The organism is Puia sp. (assembly GCF_036500295.1).
GTDB lineage: Bacteria > Bacteroidota > Bacteroidia > Chitinophagales > Chitinophagaceae > Puia.
In genome coordinates, this window is record NZ_DASYCH010000057.1 from 87,245 (window position 1) to 106,280 (window position 19,036).

Consider the following 19,036-nt stretch of genomic DNA (forward strand, 5'->3'; position numbering starts at 1 on the left):
GACTTTGGGTTATATGCGAAAGTAACCCTTCGCCGCGAAACCATCAATGATGGGCCTTCGGCCGGCGGACCCGTGGTCCGCTCTGTTAAGGTTCTATTGAGAAATGATCTGCGTCGCGCCAAAAAGGGAACCGTTGCCGCACTTCCGTTAGCCGGTCCTTTTGCAGGGTATGGGTGTAAACTTCTTCCTTACCGACACCATGGTAGAGAATCTCCCCCAGGGGGTCGATGATCATCGAATCTCCGCTGTGGTTGATGTTGTTCCCATCCATCCCGACCCGGTTGACCCCAATCACAAAGGCCTGGTTCTCGATGGCCCGGGCGGATAAAAGTGTCTTCCACGCCAGGGACCGCCGTTCGGGCCAGTTGGCGACATAGATGATACAGTCGTACTCGAGGGTTTCTTCACCGGCCACTTCCCCGGCGGGCGTCTGCCGGCTCCATACCGGAAAGCGCAGATCGTAGCAAACCAGCAGCAATATCCGCCAGCCCTTTACGGACGCGATAAGGCGTTTATTCCCCGCGGTATACTCCTTGTCCTCGCCGGCAAAGGCAAAGCGGTGACGTTTGTCATAACAGCCGTATTCTCCGGTCGGCAGCATCCAGATAAGCCGGTTATAATACCGGCCTTCCTCGCCGATAATCACACTGCCGGTAAGAATGATCTTACGCCGGGCGGCGATTTCGCGCATCCAGTTGACCGTGGGTCCGTCCATCGGCTCGGCAAGGGCGGCCGGCCGCATGCTGAAGCCGGTGCTGAACATCTCCGGCAGAACCACGACTTCGGCGGGATCCCGAAGGGAAAGGATCTGTTTTTCCAGCCGCTGAAGGTTGGCGGTCTTATCTTCCCACACAAGGTCGGGCTGGATGGTCGTAACGGTGAGAGCAGACATAATTGCAATGTACTCATTATTTCAGGACAGCGGCTATCCGGTCCGCCTCGTACCCCTTCCGCAGCAGGAATTCCTGCAGCTTCTGTTTCCGGGCAAAGACATTCGGCTCATCGGCAAGCAATTCCACCCTTCCCGCGGCCAATTTTTCAAGGGTGCGTTGATAGTCTTCCTCGTCGATCGTCGACAGGGCTTTTTTGATACAATAATCGGACACCTGCTTTTGCTTCAGCTCATACCGGATGCGAACCCGCCCCCAGGACTTTAGCCGGAAATGACCTCCTGCATACTGGATGGCAAACCGCTCTTCATTGAGGTAATCCTCTTCGATCAGCGTCGCCATCGCCTGTTCGACATCCTTCTTCCGCAGGCCGAAAGAATACAGCTTTTCCTGCACCTCCCGGTGGCAACGTTCCTGGTAACCACAGTAATGGCGGGCCTTCTGGAGGGCCTGTTCAAGGGATAATGCCGTTCGTCTGATCATAATCAATTGGTAGTGGCAAAGTTACGAGTTAGTCACAGGAAATTCACATTCATTGCCCGCTGCAATAGACGCTTTTCTAATCTCTTGGGTATTACGCAAAAATCAGTAGTTTCGCCACAAAGATATATTCCATGAAGTTTATCGTTTCCTCGTCGGCATTACTGAAACAACTGCAACAGATAAGTGGTGTGATCAATGCGAATACCGTTCTCCCCATCCTGGAAGACTTTCTCTTCGAGGTGGAAAAGAACAAGTTAACTGTTGTCGCAACCGACCTGGAAACCGTCATGAAAGTGCACCTGGAAGTGGAAGCAAAGGACACCGGCAAGGTATGTATCCCCGCCAAGATCCTCATCGACTCCCTGAAGAACATCCCCGATCAGCCCCTTACCTTCAATATCGACAAGCATTTCGCGGTCGAGCTGACCAGCGACAACGGTAAATACAAGGTGATGGGCGAGAATCCCGATAACTTCCCCAAGGAGCCCGCCAGCGATGAGACGACGTCCTTCACGACGACCTCCTCCGCGCTCGTCACCGCCATCAACAAGACCCTGTTCGCCGTCAGCAATGACGATCTGCGGCCCGCGATGACCGGAGTATTCTTTGAAATGGACAAGAACGGATTGCAATTCGTAGCCACGGATGCTCACCGCCTGGTCCGCTACAAGCGGAAAGACGTCTCCTGCCCCAAGAACGATTCACTCATCGTCCCCAAGAAGCCGTTGAATCTGCTGAAATCCGCGCTTCCGACCAACGAGGACGAGATCACGATCAGCTATAACAGCAATCATCTTTTTGTCACCCACGGAACGACGCAGATGAGCTGTCGCCTCATCGACGCCCGCTTCCCGGATTATAAGGTGGTCATTCCATCCGACAATCCCTATAAGCTGGTGGTAGGCCGCAATGATTTCCAAAGCGCGCTTCGCCGGGTAAGCATCTTCAGTAATAAAAGCACCAACCAGGTGGTCCTGAACATCCACGGCAGCGAACTGCAATTGGCTGCGCAGGACGTGGACTTCTCCTTCGAAGGAAACGAAAGAATGAAATGCCAGTACGATGGGGAAGACCTTGCCATCGCCTTCAACGCCCGCTTCCTGATCGAAATGCTCGCATCCACCGATAGCGACGAAGTCCGGATGGAGTTGTCCACGCCTACGAAAGCGGGGATCATCAAACCCACCGACGAAGACGAGAATGAAGAGGTCCTGATGCTGGTAATGCCGCTGATGCTGAATAGCTAGAATTGTCGTAAATTAGGAAAAGCGCCACCATATGGAAAGCCTTTCCTACTATTTCCAACACATTCCCTCTTATCAACGAAGCCTGATCCTCGCCGGCGGCCTCGTATTATTCTGGATCATCGAAGGGATCATTCCCCTCATCCGGTTCCGTTACCGTCGTGTGCGTCACGCAGGACTGAACCTGTTCTTCACCCTCACGACCGTTATCATCAATTTCGCCTTTGCCGCACTGATCATCCGGGCGGCCGATTACAGTACCGCCCATCACACCGGGCTGCTCTACCTGCTGCCCCTTCCGCTCTGGGCTTTTACGCTCATCGGGCTGATGATCCTCGATCTGATCGGCGCCTGGTTTATCCATTGGATCCACCACCAGATAAAGTGGCTCTGGAAGTTTCACCTGGTACACCACAGCGATACCTGGGTGGACACTACGACGGCCAACCGCCATCATCCGGGCGAGAGTTTCTTCCGGGCCCTTTTTACGCTGATCGCCGTAATCGTAGCCGGCTCGCCGGTCTGGCTGGTCTTTCTCTATCAATCCCTGTCGGTTCTCTTCTCACAGTTCAACCACGCAAATATTTCGCTCCCAAAATGGCTGGATGCGATCCTGGCCTGGATCGTCGTCTCCCCCAATATGCACAAGGTTCATCACCATTACCGCCGGCCGCTGACAGACACCAACTACGGGAATATTTTTTCCATCTGGGACCGGCTGTTTGGAACCTATCGGGTTGTACGCGACCCGAAAGACCTCGTGTATGGCATCGACACACATCCGGAGGAGGTGGAGAACAATCGGATCAATGCCTTGCTCGGTATGCCCTTCCAGGCCTATCGTCCGCCCACCAATGAGGCGCCTGCCGAACCCGCAAACTGAGTTGGGAGAATAGCGTATTTTCGTCCCCATGAAAATTATCGCGATGATCCCCGCCCGGTACGCGGCGACCCGTTTTCCTGCCAAGCTGATGCAACCGTTGGGCGACAAAACGGTGATCCGCCATACCTACGACAATACAAAGGCTACGGGTCTTTTCGATGAGGTGATGGTCGTCACCGACAGCGAGATCATTTACGGGGAGATCACCCGTCACGGCGGAAAAGCGAAGATGAGTATCCGGTCTCATGAAAGCGGGAGCGACCGCATCGCCGAGGCGATCGCCGATATGGATGTCGATATCGTTGTGAATGTACAGGGTGACGAGCCCTTTGTCCGGCGGGAGCCGCTGGAAATGCTGCTCGACGTTTTCCGCGGCGAGGCGGGACGATCGGTACAGGTGGGATCCCTGGTGCAGGTGCTGAAAGAACAGCGGCTTATCGATGATCCCAATTATGTAAAGGTTGCACTCGACAAAAATAACAATGCCCTGTTCTTTAGCCGCAGCGTCATCCCCTATCCCCGCGACCCGGCTGCGGCAGTCATTTACTATGAACATATAGGCGTATACGCTTTTCGGAAGGAGGCTCTTTTGCAGTTCACCGCATGGCCGGTCAGCCCGTTGGAGGCCGCGGAAAAGATCGAATGTCTTCGCTATCTCGAAAACGGTATCCCCATGCGAATGGTGATCACCACTTATATGGGTGTCGAGATCGATACCCCCGAAGACCTCGTACGGGCGGCGAAATTGCTATAGGTTCCTGCAAAAAATCGGCTGGCGTTCTGCAAAAAAAAATTATCCAAATGCTAAAAAGGTTAATCGTTAAATTAGCCGCCAGTAACCGGTTTCGCCGGTTTGTACACGAAGAACCATCTGCATCATGAATCAACCAATATGGGGAATTGATCTGGGAGGAACGAAGATCGAAGGAGTGATTTTACAATCCATGACCGACCCGACCCCCATTCTGCGGAAACGCGTAGACACAGAAGCATCCAAAGGATATGAACATATCGTCAGCCAGATGGTCCGGCTCGTCGCTGAAATGGAGAACGCGTCGGGGCTGAAGCCCGGCGCCATCGGCATCGGCACGCCGGGTGTCCTCGATCCGACCCTGCAGACGATGAAGAATTGCAACACGGTTGTTCTCAACGGAAAGCCCCTCAAAAAAGATGTCAGCGATGCTCTTCAATTAAGGATAGAGCTGGCCAATGATGCCAACTGCTTTGCCTTGGCGGAAACGCAATGGGGCGTCGTTAGTAAGTCGGCGCCCTCGGCCCGGCTGGTCTTTGGCATTATCATGGGCACCGGTGTGGGCGGCGGCATCGTGATGGACGGCAAGATCTGGAACGGCCGGCACGGCATCGGCGGCGAGTGGGGGCACAATTTCCTCGACGAATCCGGCGGTCCCTGCTACTGCGGTAAAGAGGGTTGCGTGGAAACGGTCATTTCCGGCCCGGCCACCGAACGCTTCTATAAAAGTCTCACCGGCCATTCGCTAAAACTAAAAGAGATCGTCGCCCGGCATCAGGACGGCAGCGATCCCGCCGCGGAAAAAACGATCCGGCGCCTCTGTCATTTCTTTGGCAAAGGAGTCTCCGTCATTACCAACCTGCTCGACCCCGATGTGATCGTGATCGGCGGCGGCGTCGGCAATATCGACCAGCTCTATACTACCGGCCTGCAGGAGCTCGACCACTTCATCTTCAACAACCGCGTGGAAGTCCCCCTGCTAAAACCCTCTCTTGGGGATAGCGCCGGGGTTTTTGGAGCTGCCGCGCTCGTCGCAAGCCTCTAGGGCGTAGTTCCGGGCATCGGTACAGAACAACCAAATTCCCCTAACTTTGCGGCTCAATTTGATATCATATGAAATGCGCTTGCGCATTCATGAACTCCATTAAAAGACAGATATGGCTGTGAATAAATTTCGCAATTTCAAAATGGTGGGCTATGTCGTATATGGCCGCGGAAGCTTTAACCAGTTGGACGAGATCCTGGCCCCTCACCGGAAGGGTGACGCCCCGATGGTCTTCCTGCTGGACCACTATTTTGAGAATAAACCCCTCGCCCGCCGCATCCCCCTTCGCGGAAAGGACAAGCTCATCTTCGCTGACGTTTCTTACGAACCGAAAACATCTTATGTCGACCGGCTCGCCGGCGAACTGAAGCAGGAATTCGGCACCGTCAGCGGCGTCGTAGGCATCGGCGGCGGCTCGGCCATGGATCTTGCCAAAGCCGTCTCCCTGATGATGACCAATTCCGGATCATCCGCCGACTATCAGGGGTGGGATCTGGTAAAAGTCCCGGGGGTCTACAAAGTAGGCATCCCGACCCTCAGCGGCACGGGCGCGGAAGTCTCCCGGACCACCGTTCTCACGGGTCCCACAAAGAAGCTGGGGATGAACTCCGACTTTACTCCGTTTGACCAGATCGTCCTCGACCCCGAACTGACGGCCGACGCCCCCGCGAACCAACGCTTTTATACCGGGATGGACTGCTATATCCATTGCATCGAAAGCCTGCAGGGAACCTATCTCAACGAGTTTAGCAAATCCTATGGCGAAAAAGCCCTCCAGCTCTGCCAGGAGGTATATGTGAAAAAGCAGGGTTGGGATGCGGAAAGCGATGACAAACTGATGATGGCCTCCTATGCCGGTGGAATGAGCATCGCCTATTCCCAGGTGGGCGTCGCCCATGCAGTAAGCTATGGCCTGGCCTATCTGCTGGGGACCAAACACGGGATCGGCAACTGTATCGTCTTCGACAAGCTGGAAGAGTTTTACCCCGATGGCGTCCGCGAGTTTAAGAAGATGGTCGGGAAGAACAAGATCGATATCCCCCAGCATATCACAAAAGGGCTCACCGATGAACAATTCAATACCATGATCGACGTTTCTTTGGTGATGAAGCCGCTCTGGGAGAATGCGCTCGGGAAAGACTGGGAAAAACAGATGACCCGGGACAGGCTGCGAGCCTTGTACGAAAAACTCTGACCGGGGCAGGATCGTTTGTTAATCACGCTAAAAACAGGTTCCGATGAGGAAAAGCTCTTCGCTCGCAATCCACCTGCTACCCGGGCTGCTAAGCCTGTTGCTCATCGGCTTCCTGGCCTGTAAGAAGACCCCGCCGCCAAAGGTCCAGATCACACCCTTACAGACCCTGATCAACACCGACACCAATCTGAACCTCTTTCACCGGATGATCCTGCAGGCAAACGACGTCGTGTTACTAAATGACGAACCGGTAATCCTTTTCATTCCCCACAATTCTGTTTTGATCCAGGCCGGCTATCCCGAGGTCGTCATCGACTCGATGAGCTCCACGCTTGCCGACCGGATCGTTCGCTATCAGTACCTGACCTCACCGGTGAATACCGACAGCGCCGGCTATACCCCCAATCCGACCCTGTTGGGTGTTCCCCTTTATATCGGCAGGGACGGCGCCGGAAACCTGCTGCTAAATGGCATCGCCACCGCGCCGGATAAGTCGGTGCAGGTGGGTAAGGCTTCGGTGTATTATCTCAATACCCTGGTCCCGGCAAGTGCGGACTCGCTCACGGAACTGCTGCAAACCGACTCCAGCCTCAGTCTTTTTGCCCAGGTCTTCGCCCGTACCAACCTTTACGACTCACTGCTGCTTTCGGGTGGTTTTACCGTATTGGCCCCAGTGAACAGCGCGATGCTGCAAGCGGGCTTCGACAGTCTGCGGATCGATACCGTTAGTATCGATACCCTTCTCTCACTGGCCCAGGATCAGGTGGTGAAAGGCGCCTGGTTCTCCACTACTTTTCCGTCCGCCCTCACCACACTTAACGGAAGCAATATTGCCGTCAGCGTCGTCAATGGTGTTCCCCAATTTGCCGGAAACGGGAACCCTTTGCCGGTCCATTGGCTCAGCGGCGACCAGGTATCCGGTGCAGGACTGATCCTGCATCATACCGACGGGGTTCTCTCCCCATAGCAGCCCCGACCAGGATGACCCTCACCCCGCGGCCCCTTGCCATACAGGTATAACAGTAAAATAATATATTCCTCCTTTGCCCAAACAGAATGGGGTTCGTTATTTTTGATCTATGCTCAATTTCAGTGATATCAAGAATCTGATCCAGCACAACAGGATCGCGGATTTCGTCAAGCTGAACAAGCTGACGCCCCGCGACATTGCCGAGTTTGCAAACCGCCATACCCAGTGGGCCGGAAAAATGTTCCAGCACCTGGACCCCAAGCATGCAGCCCGTGCCTTTAAATTCCTGCGCCGCAAAAAGCAGGAGCAGATCATCAATTCATTGCCGGAGGAGAAGGCGGCCGAACTGCTCAACGCCATGCAGCCTGACGATCGCACGGCCTTCCTGGAAGAGCTCTCGGGAAATCATGTAAAAGAACTATTAAAGATCCTCACGCCCGAAAATCGCGCCGAGACCCTCGAATTGCTGGGCTACGCCGAAGGCTCCGTCGGGCGATTGATGACACCCGATTACGTGTCTATAAAAAAGGAAGAGACTTGTGAGCAGGTGCTGGCGTATATCCGCCAGCGGGGCCAGGCGACCGAAACACTAAACTGGCTTTTTGTCATCGACGAAAAAGGTGTACTCATCGATGATGTCAATATCAAGGATTTTCTGATCGTAGACCCGCTGACAAAGGTGTCGGAGATCATGGACAACCAATTTGTCGCCCTCAAAGTCAACGACGCCCAGAAAGAGGCGATCCTCGTCTTCCGCAACCACAGCCGGTATGCCCTCCCGGTGGTGGACGACAAAGGCATCCTGTTGGGTATCGTTACGCTCGATGACGTCTTACGGCTGGCGGAATCGGAAGGCACGCGCGAGATCCAGAAGATCGGGGGTTCCGAAGCGTTGGACGAGCCCTACAACACCATTCCCTTCGGCAGCCTGATCCGCAAACGCGCGGGGTGGCTGATCATCCTGTTCCTCGGCGAAATGCTGACGGCCACGGCCATGGGACATTTCGAAGACGAGATCAGCAAAGCCGTCGTACTGGCCCTGTTCATCCCGCTGATCATTTCCAGCGGCGGCAACTCGGGCAGCCAGGCATCCTCCATTATCATCCGGGCCATGGCCCTGGGGGAGATCGGCTTTGCAGACTGGTGGCGCGTAATCCGCAGGGAAATCCTTTCCGGTCTGGTGCTGGGCACCATCCTCGGTATTGTCGGTTTTCTTCGGGTGGCCATCTGGCAGGAACTGCATATCCAGACCTATGGCCTGCACTGGATAAAAGTCGCCTCCACCGTATTTTTCTCGCTTATCGGTGTCGTCATGTGGGGCACGGTCTCCGGCAGCACGCTGCCACTGATCCTGAAAAGACTGGGTGCCGACCCGGCCGCGTCTTCGGCGCCGTTCGTCGCCACCCTGGTGGACGTAACCGGTCTCGTCATCTACTTCAGCGTAGCCTACATCATTATGAGAGGGACATTGCTCTAGTAACTCGTCTCATCCAGCTGCACTTTCCCTTTAAAAGTCCAGAAGACAAAGGAGGTATAGATCCCGACAAGCGGGGTGCCTACAAGCGCCATCACCAGCAGGATCTTCATGGTGCGCGCGGAAGAAGCCGCGTTATAGATGGTAATGCTGTTCTCGGGATGTCCGGGAGAATACAACAGATAGGGGAATACTTCCAACGCCACCATGATCAGCAACAGGGATATCGTGACGGCGCTGCTGATAAAGGCAAAGCGGTATTTGCCCACCTTCACCTGTCTCGGGATATTGGCTATCGCCAGGATCATCAGCAGCGGTATCACGAAAAAACCCGGCCGGCCCTTGAAGAAATCGCTTAGGTGCGGGATATAAAGCAGCGTATACACGGTGGTGATGACAAAGCTGACGACAAAGAAGACGATAAAATTATTGGCCAGGACATGCAATTTGACAAACAGCCGGTTCTCCGTTTTCATGGTCAGGAAGATGGCGCCATGCATCATAAACAGGGCCAGGGTCGTGATGGCGACAAGGATCGCAAAAGGGTTGAAAAAGGAGCCGATGTCCCCGGCGAATTCCCTGTTCGCGTTGAGCGGCAGCCCTTCGACCACATTCCCCAGCATCAGTCCCAGTGAAAGCGAAATGATGATGGAGGCAAAACAATAGACGATATCCCAGGCCTTTCGCCACCAGGGCCAGGGCTCCTTACTCCGAAACTCGATCGACACGGCGCGGAAGATAAGCCCGACGAGAAAGATCATAAAGGGGACATAAAATGCCGAGAAGATGGCGGCATACGCGACGGGGAATCCGGCAAACAGGGCGCCGCCGCCGATGACCAGCCAAACCTCGTTCCCATCCCAGATGGGGCCGATCGCGTTCATGGCGATCCGGCGGCTTTGTTCTTTTTTCAGAAAGAGATGCAGAGAGCCGGCGCCGAGATCGAATCCGTCGAGGATGGCATAGCCGCTGATGACGGCCCCAAAAACGAGAAACCACCAGATATTATAGTCGAGACCCAGGAATTCGTGCATAGCTTTCTTACGATTGATGCTCCAAAAAAGGGTTATCCCGCCGCGCTCCGCTTTCCATCTCTTCCTTCGTTCCATAGTCCACCGGCCCATGCTGGATCTTCCGGTTCAGCAAAAAAAGGAACAACGCAAACAGCACGATATAGACGATGGTGAAAAGGATAAGAGAAAAAATGATCTGGTTTGCCGTGACGGCCCTTGACAGGGCATCCGAGGTTCGCAGCAACCCATAGACTACCCAGGGCTGCCGCCCCATCTCCGCGGTGAACCATCCCGCCTGGTTCGCAATCTGCGGCAGCAGAACGCTGAACGCATATACCCAGAGCAGCCAGCGGTAGTTAAACAGTTTTTTCCGCCACCAGAGCCAACAGCCGAGCAGCGAGAGAAAGATCATGGTCACTCCGCAAATGACCATCAGATGGTAGAATTGAAAGACGCTGTTCACCTGCGACGGGCGGTCTTCGGGTTTGAAGGCCCGCAGACCTGTGACCGGCGCCTTGAAGCTTCCATAGGTGAGGAAGGAAAGTCCGCCGGGGATGCTGATCCCATGGGTCTTTTCATGCCGCTTGTCGACATAACCGAAGAGAAACATATCCGCGATGCCCGAGCTGTCGTAATGGCCTTCCATCGCGGCCAGCTTTGCCGGCTGATAGCGAGCTACCACCTCGGCGCTCCGGTCCCCGAAAAAGAGTTGGAGCAGAGAGAAGAAAGTAACGACGACGAGTGCGATCTTGAAGGTCGGCTTTGCGATCTCGAGATGTTTGCGGTGAAGAAGGTACCAGGCATTGACACTCAGCACAAGGAATCCGCCAGCGAGAATGGCGCCCGTCCATACATGGAGTATCCGATCCACGCTGGACGGGTTAAAGACCATGGCCCAGAAATCGATGATCTCCGCCCGCGCATTTAGTCCCTGGCCGACAATATGGAAACCTGCGGGGGTTTGCTGCCAGGAATTGGCGACGACGATCCAGACGGCCGAGAACATGCTGCCCAGGAAAACCATGATCGTCGAAAGAAAATGGATCCGCGGCCCGACCCGGTTCCAGCCGAAGATGAGAATACCCAGGAAACCCGATTCCAGCGCAAAGGCAAAGATCCCTTCCGCAGCAAGCGCACTCCCGAAGATATCGCCCACATATTTTGAATACGTGGCCCAGTTGGTGCCGAATTCAAACTCCATGATGATCCCGGTAGCGACGCCGATCCCGAAGATGAGTGCGAAGATGCGGATCCAGAAACGGACGGCCATTTCATAGACGCGGTTGCCGGTGCGCAGATAAAGCGCTTCCAGAATGACGAGCATAAGCCCCAAACCGATACTGAGAGGGGGATAGATATAGTGAAACCCGATGGTAAAAGCGAATTGGATCCTGGCCAGGATTTCGACGTCCATATAAGAAAAATTACTGCTTCTTCTTAAAAATGGGGACATTGCTGCAGGCCTCCCCATACAGAATGCTTTTCACAACCGGCCGCAACCTGCGGGCAATTTCAAGGTACGCGAATCCACCGACGGAAAGATCCCCGCAGCCCTTAACAACTACCCGTCTGTCGGTGAGTTCCGATACATCGATGGCGCGAAGGTTGGCCAGAAAGAGTTCCTGCAGCGCCGTCTGACGGTCGCCGAGGTAGAGATTTTTAATATACGGTTCCGCATGAACGGCGACCAGCATATACGCCCACAAGGGAATGATGGTATCCACCGTACAGGTAATCGCCAACACCTTATCCTGGTATTGGCTCCAGTCGATGGTTTGCAGGGCCGCGCGGAATTCCTTTTCCTTCAGGATCATCTCCATGAACAACAGCGGCTTCAGGTCAAAGACGACGATCTCGTCTTTGGGATAGTACTCTTCCAAATCCAGCGTATACAGGCCGCTTTGCGCTACTTTATTGACAATCTCTTCTGCCACGGTGCAAAGATACGGCAAAAAAAAGCCAGACTCCCCGTGAAAAGAAGTCTGGCGCTTTTTAGAAGATTTTGCTAAAAGAAGGTAGCCCGGTAGTCCTTGATGTCCGCCAGCTTCCGCATTGCTTCCAGCAGGCGGGATCCCATGACCTGCCGCTGTACCTGTTCCTGCATAAACCGCTGTTGCTGGAGATCGGCATTCGGGTTGGACATGGCGCTGACGTTATTCACCTTTATAAAGAACAGCGCTCCGTTTCCGGCGATGGCCGGAGAGATGGGTTTGCCGGCGAGTTGCTTGTCGAAGGCCGCGCCGATAACCTTTCCTTCCTGACCCGCGTTGCCCAGCGTCATCGAGGAGAACCGGAGACTGTCGGCCTGCTGAACGGCCTGACCCGTGGCGCCGGCAGCAGCATCAAGCGATGCCAGGTTGCCGAATTTCTTTGTGAGCACCTCGGCTTTCTTTTTATTGCGCAAGAGAGGTTCTATCAGGTTTCTTGCCTTTGCGGGCGTCATCGTCCCTTCCTTATTGATCTCGGTAAGGATGGCCACGACATAACGGTCGCCGACGGTAAAGGGCTCGGATACGGTTCCGGCATCGGCCTTATAGGCCCACTGGACCAGTTGGCGGTTGACCCCAAGTCCGGGGATGCTCGATTCAGTCGGAGCGATATCGGCGGCCGGAATTTTTTGCAGATGATTTTTTTGAACATTCTCGTCGAAGGCCCTCGCATCCCGGCTTTGTCCGGCGAACTGGCTGGCAAGGCCGAAAGCTGCCTGATCCGTTTCCTGGCTGGCGTCGATCTTCCGGGTCAGGTAGGCGATCTTATAGGCCGGCTCGAAATTCTTCTGATCGAGGATCTCGATATAATGGTAGCCGAACTGGCTCTTTACGATCTTCTTCTCCCCTTTCTTACCGTTAAAGCAGAAATCGGAAAATTCTTTTACCATCCGGTCGCTGGTGAAATAGCCGAGATCCCCGCCCTTTTCCTTTGTACCCTGATCGTCGGATACTTTAAGTGCAAGGCTGTCCCAGTTGCCGCCATTTTCCAAAACCGTCTTGATACTGTCGATCCGCTTTTTTGCGACGCTGTCTTCGGCGATGGGTTGTCCCGTTTGCGGATTGACGGTGGCAATCAGGATATGACGGGCACGGGCCGAATCAGGGAGTGTCTTCTCATCCACCAGTTTCGCGAGAACATAGCTGCCCGCGTCGAGGTAGGGGCCGAAGACCCCGCCTTTCGGCAGTGCGAAGATCGAATCCTTATTAGGAACCATGATCCGGGATTTGCCCATGTAGCCGTTATAAAAAGGCTGCGCACTTCCTACGCGGCCAAAGAAAGCATCCATGTCATCCGACTTTTGAAGGTCCGGCGAAAGATCGACAAGCTGTTGTCTGATGCGCTGGCTGTCCGAAGCATTGGGTCCGGCGTTGAAAGACACATAGGCGATGCTCCGGCTTTCTTCCTGTTTGTATTGGTCCTTGTGTTTGTCGATATATTCCTGGATCTCCGCGTCGGAGATCTTTACCGAGCTGTCGGATACCGTGAAATAGGGCGCGGCGACATACGACACCGATGCCAGCTGGCTATTGTCGGCATTCGATTTCTCCAGCATCCACTTGGGAACGTATGCGCTGTTTACAAACAGGGCTGTATATTTTTCGCGCAACCGCATCTTGACGATCTGCGGGAGCGATTCCTCAAAAAACCGGCGGGCAGCCTCATAACGGCCATTGTCCGCGTTCTTTTTCGGTCCACTCTTATATAAGGTGCGCAGCTGGTTGATCTGGGCCGCTGCGGCCTGGGCGTCGAAAATTCCGGTCTTTGGATCGGTGAACGCCTGCTTGACATCCGGGATCGCATTGGCCCCGACCAGCATGTCGTTTACTTCCTTGTCGGTAACATCGAGCCCGAGCGACGCATAATCATTGGTGAGCAACGCGTCCTCCGTCATCGTACGCCAAACCATTTCACGGACGTTCTGCTGCATCGCATCATTGACCTGGTAACCTCGGGCCTTGTACTGCTCTTCCTGATCGTTTATTGCTTTCTCGAAATCGGTGATCTCGATCTTCTCTCCGTTAACCGTTCCCACCACAGAGGAGCGGTTTCCGAAGAGCTTGCTCTTTCCTGCAAAAGAATCCATTAAAAGAAAGCCGATAAGGCTTAGGGCGATCAGACCAAAAACTAACCAGGCCGCTTTCTCGCGGATTTGCTGAATAATTGACATATCTTTCTATTACCGCTTTTTCGGTGGATGGCAAAAATAGGGGAAATGAACAACTTGTGGAAAATCTTGTTAATTGGGCTTCCACTCAGCGTTTTAGCCCGCTTGCTTATCCCGTTTCCAACGCGTGAAACTTTTTGCGTGAAACCATAATCAACAAGGAGTTATGAATAACCCGGAAAGTCGGTGGAAAACCCGGGTTTTGCAGCTTCGGATCTTGGGGGTAGATGGGCCGCAACTTTATTTGGGTTGAACTGCGCACTCCCTGCCGTGTATAATTCCCCGGTTATTCCACAGCCGTTCACAGAGACCGGCCGAAATAGTTTTCCGGACGCCTTTTTCATCCACAGAAGTGGAAAACTGATGGAAAGCGTGATCCAAACAGCGATGTGACTTGTTAACTGAATGTGGAATGCGGTGAATAAAGTGGTAATTTGCGAATTCGAACAGCAGTGAAAAAAAGATTATCCACGTATCCACCAGTATAGTAGTAGTAGTTTCTTTTTAAATAATATTTTATTATTAAATACTATGGCTGATATTAACATCGCAGCGGCACGTGAAAAATTATCTTCGAAAGGTTTTTTGGATGTTGCGATTTCCCCGGAGCTGGATCTTTTCCTCGAGATCGGGAAATTGAAAAAGGAAAAGAACGCGGTTATCCTCGCCCACTACTACCAGGAGTCGGATATCCAGGACGTGGCGGATTTTCTCGGCGATAGTCTTGCTTTGGCGCAGCAGGCGGAAAAGACCACAGCGGATCTGATCGTTTTCGCGGGCGTGCATTTTATGGCCGAAACCGCCAAGATCCTTAACCCGGATAAGAAGGTCGTGCTTCCCGATCTGAATGCCGGCTGTTCACTGGCGGATTCCGCGCCGGGATATTTGTTTAAAGAATTCAAAGAGCGATACCCGGACCACCTGGTCATCTCCTACATCAACTGCTCGGCGGAGGTAAAAGCGCTGAGCGACATCATCTGCACGTCCTCAAACGCAGAGAAGATCATAGAAAGTGTGCCAAAGGACCAAAAGATCATTTTTGCACCCGATAAGAATCTGGGAGCCTACCTCATAAAGAAGACGGGCCGGGACATGGTGTTGTGGAATGGGGCCTGCATGGTCCATGAGATCTTTAGCCTGGAGAAGATCACAAAGCTGAAGATCCGGCATCCCAACGCAAAAATCATCGCGCACCCCGAATGTGAGGACCCGATCCTGCGGATAGCGGATTATATCGGTTCGACCACGGGGTTGCTGAATTATACCAAAAAAGATACGTCTTTGGAATACATCGTTGCGACAGAGACCGGAATATTGCACCAGATGCAGCTGGCATCCCCAAGGAAGACCTTTATCCCTGCACCGCCGACCAATAACTGTGCTTGCAATGACTGCCCGCATATGAAGCTAAATACGCTTGAGAAGCTATACCTCTGTATGAAGTATGAGCAGCCCGAATTGCTGATGGACCCCCGGTTGATGGTCGCAGCAAGAAAACCGATCGATCGGATGCTGCAGATCAGTGCAAGTTATGGTTTATAATATCTTAATTAGTTGATATTCAACTAATTATGTTCTTATCGGCCCATAAAGACCATTAGGATCTGTACATCACTGGGGTTAACCCCGCTGATCCGGCTTGCCTGACCCAGGGTTCTCGGTTTTATCTTTTTAAATTTCTGTAGCGCTTCGTTGGAGAGTGAGGCGATCCGGTCATAATTGAAGTTGTCGGGTATCAGCAGATCTTCCAGCTGGGCCATTCGCTGTACCAGTTCTTTTTCCTTCTCGATGTATACCTCGTATTTCACCTGGATCTCGGCTTGTTCAAGAATTTCCGGGGTATGATCTTTTAATGTATCACCAAACCTCGGAATAGATTGCGTCATCGATAGAAGATCGATACCCGGGCGAAGGAGTACCTGTCCGGCCTTTTGTTTTTGGTTCAGCGGCGCTGTATTCTTTCGGAGAAGATATTCTTCGGATTCTGTCGGATCGAGGGAAAAGGTCTGCAGCGTTTCTTTTATCTTTTCCACGCCAATCTTTTTCTTCATCGTTTTTTCCATCCGCTCCTGGGTAGCGAGCCCAAGCCGATAGCTCATTTCTGTCAGCCGGAGATCGGCGTTGTCCTGGCGAAGAAGTGTCCGGAACTCGGCGCGGGAAGTGAACATGCGGTAAGGTTCTTCGGTACCCTTGCTGATGAGATCATCGATAAGGACACCGATATAGGCTTCGCTCCGCTTGAGAATAAGCGGTTCCTGTAGTCTTATTTTTTGATGGGCGTTGATGCCTGCCATTAGTCCCTGACACGCGGCTTCTTCATAGCCGGTTGTTCCATTTATCTGTCCCGCAAAAAAGAGGTTGTCGAGCAGCTTTGTTTCGAGGGTATGCCGCAGCTGGGTGGGTGGAAAGTAATCGTATTCGATGGCATAGCCTGGCCGGAAGATGCGCACGTTTTCGAACCCCGGTACCTGCTGCAGCGCGGCGTATTGCACTTCTTCCGGGAGAGAGGTCGAGAATCCATTGACATAGATCTCGACGGTATTCCAGCCTTCGGGTTCGATAAACAGCTGGTGACGGTCACGTTCAGCAAAGCGATTGATCTTGTCTTCGATGCTGGGACAATATCTTGGGCCTACCCCTTCGATGCGCCCGGTATACATTGGACTGCGATCGAATCCGGTCTTTAAGATCTCATGTACAGTTGGACTCGTATAGGTGATCCAGCAGCTTCGTTGTTGAGCCGGCTTAGGAATGTCGAGATAGGAGAATCCGATGATTACCTCGTCGCCCTTCTGTTCTTCCATTTTTGTATAGTCCAGGCTTCGGCCATCGATTCGGGGCGGAGTTCCGGTCTTCAGGCGATCGCTTTCAAAGCCGAGGGAGACAAGTTGTTCTGTAATACCAGTGGCTGCCTTTTCTGCTACCCGGCCGCCACCAAAACGTTTTTCGCCGATATGGATGACCCCGTTGAGAAAGGTTCCGCTGGTAACGACTACGGCCGAGGAAAGAATGGTATGACCCAGGCCGGTAACGACGCCACAGACCCTACCCTCTTTTACCACCAGGGAATTGACCATGTCCTGGTAAAAATCTACGTTGGGAGTCTTTTCAAGCATTTCCCGCCAGGTGGTCGCGAATAGCATCCGATCGTTTTGAGCCCGGGGACTCCACATGGCGGGTCCCTTACTGCGGTTCAGCATCCGAAATTGGATCATGCTTTTATCCGTGACGATACCGGAATAGCCGCCTAGGGCGTCGATTTCCCGGACGATCTGACCCTTGGCTATTCCACCCATAGCGGGGTTACAGCTCATCTGGGCGATGGTTTGCATGTTCATGGTAATGAGAAGAACCTTCGAGCCAAGGTTGGCGGCAGCTGCCGCGGCCTCACAGCCGGCATGACCCGCGCCAACAACAATTACATCGTAATGGGGAAACATGCTGCAAAATTACTAGGACCCGGGCGAATACAGGGGAATATTTTGGCGGGGGGATGCGTTCCACGTGGAACGACATGGAGTAGAATTTATTATTGGTGACTTGAGGTGAAAGCCGCGGTGACCGAAAAGACGCTGAGATGCGACCGTTTCACGTGAAACGTTCATAAAGCGCCAGATATTTATCCTCCATTTTCCGCATTTCCAGTTCCTCTTTAGCCGTCTTGTCTTTAAATCCGCACAAATGGAGGGCTCCATGGAAGATCACCCGGTGTAACTCCCGCTTCAGGGGGGAGTCAAAATTGAGGGCATTATCCCTTACCCGGTCGACACTAATGTATATCTCTGCGGTTATCGGCTGGCCCTTTTCCGAAAGATCAAAGGTGATAATGTCCGTATAAAAGTCGTGATGAAGGAATTGCCGGTTGATATCCAGAAGGTAAGCGTCCGAACAAAAGACATATTGAAGCTCGGCAAGCGACTTGCGCTGTTTCTTAAAAAGCAACGAAGTAAATCGCTTTAGCCTGGTCCTGTCCACCAGGGAAATGGGCTCGAGGAAATTAAATCGAATGGTGGGATTATTCATAATTTTACAAAGATGAAAAGATTATCAGAATTAGAACCCGGAACCATCGCTAAGATCCACTCATTTGAAAAAAACGACCTGTTTCTGAAACTCATGGAAATGGGTTGTGTACCCGGAGAATGGGTCAGGGTTGAACAAATCGCTCCGCTTGGTGATCCCATTTCTATAACGGTAGCCGGGTATAATCTGAGCCTCCGCCTCGACGAAGCAGAGAATATCTTTATGGAGGAGGGGGAAAGATGAGGGTCGGGCTTTACTTCGGTTCTTTCAACCCGATTCATCACGGTCATTTACTCATTGCCACTTATCTCCTGCAGAACACCACTCTCCAGCAGGTTTGGTTTATCGTCTCCCCCCAGAATCCTCTAAAACCCGCAGCCTCCCTGCTTAACGAATACCACCGGCTACATCTTGTACAGCTGGCCATCGAAGGAGAAAAAGATCTCAAGGCGCTGGACATCGAATTCAAATTGCCCAAGCCTTCCTATACGGTTGACACCCTCGCCTATCTCCAGGAGAAATATCCCACACACGAGTTTTCGGTCATCATGGGGAGCGATAGCTTTCAAAACCTCCCCCGGTGGAAGAACGCAGAATGGCTGCTGAAGAACTATTCAGTTTACGTCTATAAGCGCCCGGAGCACGAGCAGCTTCCGGTCTACCCGGGAAGCAAGGACATTCATATCCTGGAGGCGCCGCTGCTTCCGATATCGTCCACCGGTATCCGCAAGAACAGAAAAGAAGGGAAGTCGATCCGCTACCTGGTCCCCGAAGCCGTACGGACAGAGATCGAAAGAAACGGCTATTACAGTTGATCCTTTTTCGGCAGAGACTTCATCACCAGTTGATAGGAATCATCGATCATCTCTCTTAATATCCGGGCAGGAATACTACCATCGGCAGTCACGG

At 53.0% G+C, this 19,036-nt stretch carries 18 protein-coding genes; 10 read left to right on the plus strand and 8 right to left on the minus strand.

Annotated features, from left to right (window positions below):
• Nucleotides 1-85: 85 nt before the first annotated feature.
• On the minus strand, nucleotides 86-892 hold the full coding sequence (locus VGM48_RS11840; protein ID WP_331579297.1) for an amidohydrolase: 807 nt from the start codon (nucleotides 890-892) through the stop codon (nucleotides 86-88).
• Between the two features lie 16 nt (nucleotides 893-908).
• On the minus strand, nucleotides 909-1,373 hold the full coding sequence (locus VGM48_RS11845; RefSeq protein ID WP_331579299.1) for a regulatory protein RecX: 465 nt from the start codon (nucleotides 1,371-1,373) through the stop codon (nucleotides 909-911).
• Nucleotides 1,374-1,504: 131 nt separating this feature from the next.
• Between VGM48_RS11845 and dnaN the strand changes: the two genes are divergently transcribed.
• The 7 genes from dnaN (at nucleotide 1,505) to mgtE (ending at nucleotide 8,938) form a co-directional block, all read left to right on the plus strand.
• Entirely contained in the window at nucleotides 1,505-2,620 is a 1,116-nt protein-coding gene (gene dnaN, locus VGM48_RS11850) for a DNA polymerase III subunit beta (protein WP_331579301.1), read from the plus strand.
• Nucleotides 2,621-2,651: 31 nt separating this feature from the next.
• Entirely contained in the window at nucleotides 2,652-3,500 is an 849-nt protein-coding gene (locus tag VGM48_RS11855) for a sterol desaturase family protein (protein WP_331579303.1), read from the plus strand.
• A 28-nt stretch (nucleotides 3,501-3,528) separates the two neighbouring features.
• Nucleotides 3,529-4,254 (plus strand): 3-deoxy-manno-octulosonate cytidylyltransferase, encoded by a 726-nt coding sequence (gene kdsB / locus VGM48_RS11860; protein WP_331579305.1) that lies wholly within the window; start codon nucleotides 3,529-3,531, stop codon nucleotides 4,252-4,254.
• A gap of 124 nt (nucleotides 4,255-4,378) precedes the next feature.
• The gene (locus VGM48_RS11865; protein ID WP_331579307.1) at nucleotides 4,379-5,296 is read left to right on the plus strand and encodes an ROK family protein; all 918 of its coding nucleotides are present in this window, start codon (nucleotides 4,379-4,381) and stop codon (nucleotides 5,294-5,296) included.
• Nucleotides 5,297-5,408: 112 nt separating this feature from the next.
• Complete coding sequence (locus VGM48_RS11870; protein WP_331579309.1) at nucleotides 5,409-6,491, plus strand: iron-containing alcohol dehydrogenase family protein; 1,083 nt, start codon at nucleotides 5,409-5,411, stop codon at nucleotides 6,489-6,491.
• 43 nt (nucleotides 6,492-6,534) lie between these two features.
• A complete protein-coding gene (locus VGM48_RS11875) occupies nucleotides 6,535-7,458 on the plus strand; it encodes a fasciclin domain-containing protein (RefSeq protein ID WP_331579311.1) in 924 nt (307 codons plus the stop codon).
• A gap of 112 nt (nucleotides 7,459-7,570) precedes the next feature.
• The gene (gene mgtE / locus VGM48_RS11880) at nucleotides 7,571-8,938 is read left to right on the plus strand and encodes a magnesium transporter (RefSeq protein ID WP_331579313.1); all 1,368 of its coding nucleotides are present in this window, start codon (nucleotides 7,571-7,573) and stop codon (nucleotides 8,936-8,938) included.
• Here the strand turns inward: mgtE and cydB are convergent.
• From cydB to VGM48_RS11900, 4 genes are all read right to left on the minus strand, one after another.
• Nucleotides 8,935-9,969 (minus strand): cytochrome d ubiquinol oxidase subunit II, encoded by a 1,035-nt coding sequence (gene cydB / locus VGM48_RS11885; RefSeq protein WP_331579315.1) that lies wholly within the window; start codon nucleotides 9,967-9,969, stop codon nucleotides 8,935-8,937. The genes mgtE and cydB overlap by 4 nt on opposite strands.
• 7 nt (nucleotides 9,970-9,976) lie before the next feature.
• Nucleotides 9,977-11,362 (minus strand): cytochrome ubiquinol oxidase subunit I, encoded by a 1,386-nt coding sequence (locus VGM48_RS11890; RefSeq protein WP_331579317.1) that lies wholly within the window; start codon nucleotides 11,360-11,362, stop codon nucleotides 9,977-9,979.
• A gap of 10 nt (nucleotides 11,363-11,372) precedes the next feature.
• Nucleotides 11,373-11,882 carry a DUF2480 family protein gene (locus tag VGM48_RS11895; protein WP_331579319.1) on the minus strand — a complete coding sequence of 170 codons (510 nt, stop codon included), beginning with the start codon at nucleotides 11,880-11,882 and terminating at the stop codon, nucleotides 11,373-11,375.
• 71 nt (nucleotides 11,883-11,953) lie between these two features.
• A complete protein-coding gene (locus tag VGM48_RS11900; RefSeq protein WP_331579321.1) occupies nucleotides 11,954-14,107 on the minus strand; it encodes a peptidylprolyl isomerase in 2,154 nt (717 codons plus the stop codon).
• Between the two features lie 528 nt (nucleotides 14,108-14,635).
• On the opposite strand from VGM48_RS11900, the gene nadA reads away from it, so the two are divergent.
• Nucleotides 14,636-15,646: a quinolinate synthase NadA gene (gene nadA, locus VGM48_RS11905; RefSeq protein ID WP_331579323.1), complete on the plus strand. Its 1,011-nt coding sequence runs from the start codon at nucleotides 14,636-14,638 to the stop codon at nucleotides 15,644-15,646.
• Nucleotides 15,647-15,681: 35 nt separating this feature from the next.
• On the opposite strand, the gene mnmG is transcribed toward nadA, so the two are convergent.
• Both mnmG and ybeY read right to left on the minus strand, forming a co-directional pair.
• Complete coding sequence (gene mnmG / locus VGM48_RS11910) at nucleotides 15,682-17,544, minus strand: tRNA uridine-5-carboxymethylaminomethyl(34) synthesis enzyme MnmG (protein WP_331579325.1); 1,863 nt, start codon at nucleotides 17,542-17,544, stop codon at nucleotides 15,682-15,684.
• A gap of 148 nt (nucleotides 17,545-17,692) precedes the next feature.
• Nucleotides 17,693-18,127 (minus strand): rRNA maturation RNase YbeY, encoded by a 435-nt coding sequence (ybeY, locus tag VGM48_RS11915; protein WP_331579327.1) that lies wholly within the window; start codon nucleotides 18,125-18,127, stop codon nucleotides 17,693-17,695.
• 12 nt (nucleotides 18,128-18,139) lie between these two features.
• Between ybeY and VGM48_RS11920 the strand changes: the two genes are divergently transcribed.
• Entirely contained in the window at nucleotides 18,140-18,370 is a 231-nt protein-coding gene (locus VGM48_RS11920; protein ID WP_331579329.1) for a FeoA family protein, read from the plus strand.
• Complete coding sequence (gene nadD / locus VGM48_RS11925) at nucleotides 18,367-18,942, plus strand: nicotinate (nicotinamide) nucleotide adenylyltransferase (protein WP_331579331.1); 576 nt, start codon at nucleotides 18,367-18,369, stop codon at nucleotides 18,940-18,942. Before VGM48_RS11920 ends, nadD begins: the two co-directional genes overlap by 4 nt.
• Nucleotides 18,943-19,036: the final 94 nt, after the last annotated feature.

Excerpts from the sequence above, each read along its gene's own strand:
- nadA (WP_331579323.1), top strand. The coding sequence starts at position 14,636 with ATGGCTGATATTAACATCGCAGCGGCACGTGAAAAATTATCTTCGAAA.
- VGM48_RS11865 (WP_331579307.1), top strand. The coding sequence starts at position 4,379 with ATGAATCAACCAATATGGGGAATTGATCTGGGAGGAACGAAGATCGAA.
- nadD (WP_331579331.1), top strand. The coding sequence starts at position 18,367 with ATGAGGGTCGGGCTTTACTTCGGTTCTTTCAACCCGATTCATCACGGT.
- VGM48_RS11920 (WP_331579329.1), top strand. The coding sequence starts at position 18,140 with ATGAAAAGATTATCAGAATTAGAACCCGGAACCATCGCTAAGATCCAC.
- VGM48_RS11900 (WP_331579321.1), bottom strand. The coding sequence starts at position 14,107 with ATGTCAATTATTCAGCAAATCCGCGAGAAAGCGGCCTGGTTAGTTTTT.
- VGM48_RS11875 (WP_331579311.1), top strand. The coding sequence starts at position 6,535 with ATGAGGAAAAGCTCTTCGCTCGCAATCCACCTGCTACCCGGGCTGCTA.
- mgtE (WP_331579313.1), top strand. The coding sequence starts at position 7,571 with ATGCTCAATTTCAGTGATATCAAGAATCTGATCCAGCACAACAGGATC.
- VGM48_RS11840 (WP_331579297.1), bottom strand. The coding sequence starts at position 892 with ATGTCTGCTCTCACCGTTACGACCATCCAGCCCGACCTTGTGTGGGAA.
- kdsB (WP_331579305.1), top strand. The coding sequence starts at position 3,529 with ATGAAAATTATCGCGATGATCCCCGCCCGGTACGCGGCGACCCGTTTT.
- VGM48_RS11870 (WP_331579309.1), top strand. The coding sequence starts at position 5,409 with ATGGCTGTGAATAAATTTCGCAATTTCAAAATGGTGGGCTATGTCGTA.
- VGM48_RS11845 (WP_331579299.1), bottom strand. The coding sequence starts at position 1,373 with ATGATCAGACGAACGGCATTATCCCTTGAACAGGCCCTCCAGAAGGCC.
- VGM48_RS11890 (WP_331579317.1), bottom strand. The coding sequence starts at position 11,362 with ATGGACGTCGAAATCCTGGCCAGGATCCAATTCGCTTTTACCATCGGG.
- VGM48_RS11855 (WP_331579303.1), top strand. The coding sequence starts at position 2,652 with ATGGAAAGCCTTTCCTACTATTTCCAACACATTCCCTCTTATCAACGA.
- cydB (WP_331579315.1), bottom strand. The coding sequence starts at position 9,969 with ATGCACGAATTCCTGGGTCTCGACTATAATATCTGGTGGTTTCTCGTT.
- ybeY (WP_331579327.1), bottom strand. The coding sequence starts at position 18,127 with ATGAATAATCCCACCATTCGATTTAATTTCCTCGAGCCCATTTCCCTG.
- mnmG (WP_331579325.1), bottom strand. The coding sequence starts at position 17,544 with ATGTTTCCCCATTACGATGTAATTGTTGTTGGCGCGGGTCATGCCGGC.
- dnaN (WP_331579301.1), top strand. The coding sequence starts at position 1,505 with ATGAAGTTTATCGTTTCCTCGTCGGCATTACTGAAACAACTGCAACAG.